Below are 1,748 nucleotides of genomic sequence, written 5' to 3'. Positions count from 1 at the left end.
GTCGAATCCGGTCCGGTCCGCGCCATCGGCCGGGTGATCCATGCCGGCCGACAGACGGCGGTGGCGGACGCGACCCTGGTCGACGGCCGCGACCGCATCCTGGCCCATGCCAGCACCACCTGCCTGATCTTCGACGCGCCGGCCGCGGCCTGACCGCCTGACTCAGGGCGCCTTGGCGATACGCCAGATGGTGCCGCCGGTGTCGTCCGAGACCAGGATCGACCCGTCCGGCAGGGAGGTGATCCCGGCCGGGCGGCCCCAGACCTGGGCTGCGCCGTCGCCCTTGTTCAGCCGGAAGCCGGTCATCACAGCCTCGTAGCCGCCCTGCGGCTTGCCGTCCCGGAACGGCACCCGCACCACCATGTAGCCGATCGGGTCGGCCCGGTTCCAGGAGCCGTGCAGCGTCACCAGCGCGTCGCCGCGCCAGTCGGGGAACATCGCGCCGTCGTAGAAGACGAGGTCGAGCGGCGCCGAATGCGATTCGAACAGCAAATCGGGCACGATCGCCTTCTGCACCAGGTCGGGCCGCTTGCCGGCCAAATCCGGCTGCGGGTTGTGGCCGATATAGGAATAGGGCCAGCCGTAGAAGCCGCCATCCTGCACCGAGGTCAGGTAGTCCGGCACCAGCCCGTTGCCAAGGCCGTCGCGTTCGTTGACCACGGTGTAGAGCTTGCCGGTGCCCGGCTGCAGCGCCATGGCGACCGGGTTGCGCAGGCCGGAGGCATAGGTGCGGCCGCCCGAGCCGTCGGCGGCGAAGACCTGGATGGTGGCGCGCGGCGCCGCCTCCTCACCGATGTTGTTGCGGCTGCCGATGGCGACGAAGAAGCGGTCGGAGGCGGGGTCCCACAGCACGTTGCGGCTGTGATGGCCCTGGCCGCCGTCGAAGGCGCCGTCCGGGGTGATGCGCTGCGGCTTGGCGTGGGCCTTGGCATCGCCCTTGGCATAGGGCAGGCGCCAGAGACCGTCGAGATCGGCGATATAGAGCGCATCCTGGCGCAGCGCCATGCCGTAGGGCTGGTCCAGCCCGGTCACGAACGGCGCGGCCTGGGCCTTGCCGCCGCCCGCGGCCGCCACCAGCCGGGTGATGCGGCCGGCCTCCGGCTCCGACACCAGCACCGACCCGTCGGGCAGCACGAACAGCTCGCGCGGGCCGGACAGGCCGTCGGCGAACAGCGTCGCGGTCAGCCCCTTCGGCACCTGCGGCCGCATCGCATCGGTGCGGGCCACGGTCTCGGAGCTGTTGGCCACGGCGTCGGTGGCATAGGGCTTGGGCAGGGCGTCGGGCCGGACCTCGAACCGGGTGCCCGGCGCGATGTCCTGGGCCAAAGCGGGCAGGGCCAGGAACGGGATGGCGGCGAGCAGGGCAGCGGCGAGCACAGCTGGGGCCGCGAACGGGCTTCGCATCGGCGTCTCCTCCACATCTCTTCTTCATCCAAGATGTGGGCCGGATGTCCCGAGGAAAAGGCCTGATGGGATAATTGTCCGACAAGGTTCATCTTGCGGCCGCGGGCGCGAAACAAATGCCCGGCTGCGGGGTTGCAGAGGGGCAATTGCCCGCCCGGCCGTCGGCGCCGGGCCGTATCGAGGAGACTGCCATGACCCGCCGCCTGACCCTGATCCCCTGCGCGCTGGCGCTCGCCGCGCTGGCCGCCTGCGGCGACGACACCCCGAACCCGAGCGCGAAGACCGAAGCGATCGCGAGCCAGACCGTCGGCTACCGCTGCGCCGACGGCACCCGCCTGTCCGCC

General features: G+C 71.4%; 1 protein-coding gene. It reads right to left on the bottom strand.

Going from position 1 to position 1,748, the window contains the following annotated elements:
* Window positions 1-162: 162 nt before the first annotated feature.
* Window positions 163-1,404 (bottom strand): PQQ-dependent sugar dehydrogenase, encoded by a 1,242-nt coding sequence (locus tag AC3XYG_RS26005; protein WP_489142776.1) that lies wholly within the window; start codon window positions 1,402-1,404, stop codon window positions 163-165.
* Between the last annotated feature and the right edge of the window lie 344 nt (window positions 1,405-1,748).

The sequence above is a fragment of the Inquilinus sp. genome, from assembly GCF_057815775.1.
The sequence above is the reverse complement of the archived record's forward strand: the minus strand, read 5'-3'. Positions and strand labels throughout refer to the sequence as shown.

Bases quoted from the DNA above. Each gene is read 5' to 3' on its own strand.
- AC3XYG_RS26005 (WP_489142776.1), bottom strand. From the start codon at position 1,404: ATGCGAAGCCCGTTCGCGGCCCCAGCTGTGCTCGCCGCTGCCCTGCTC.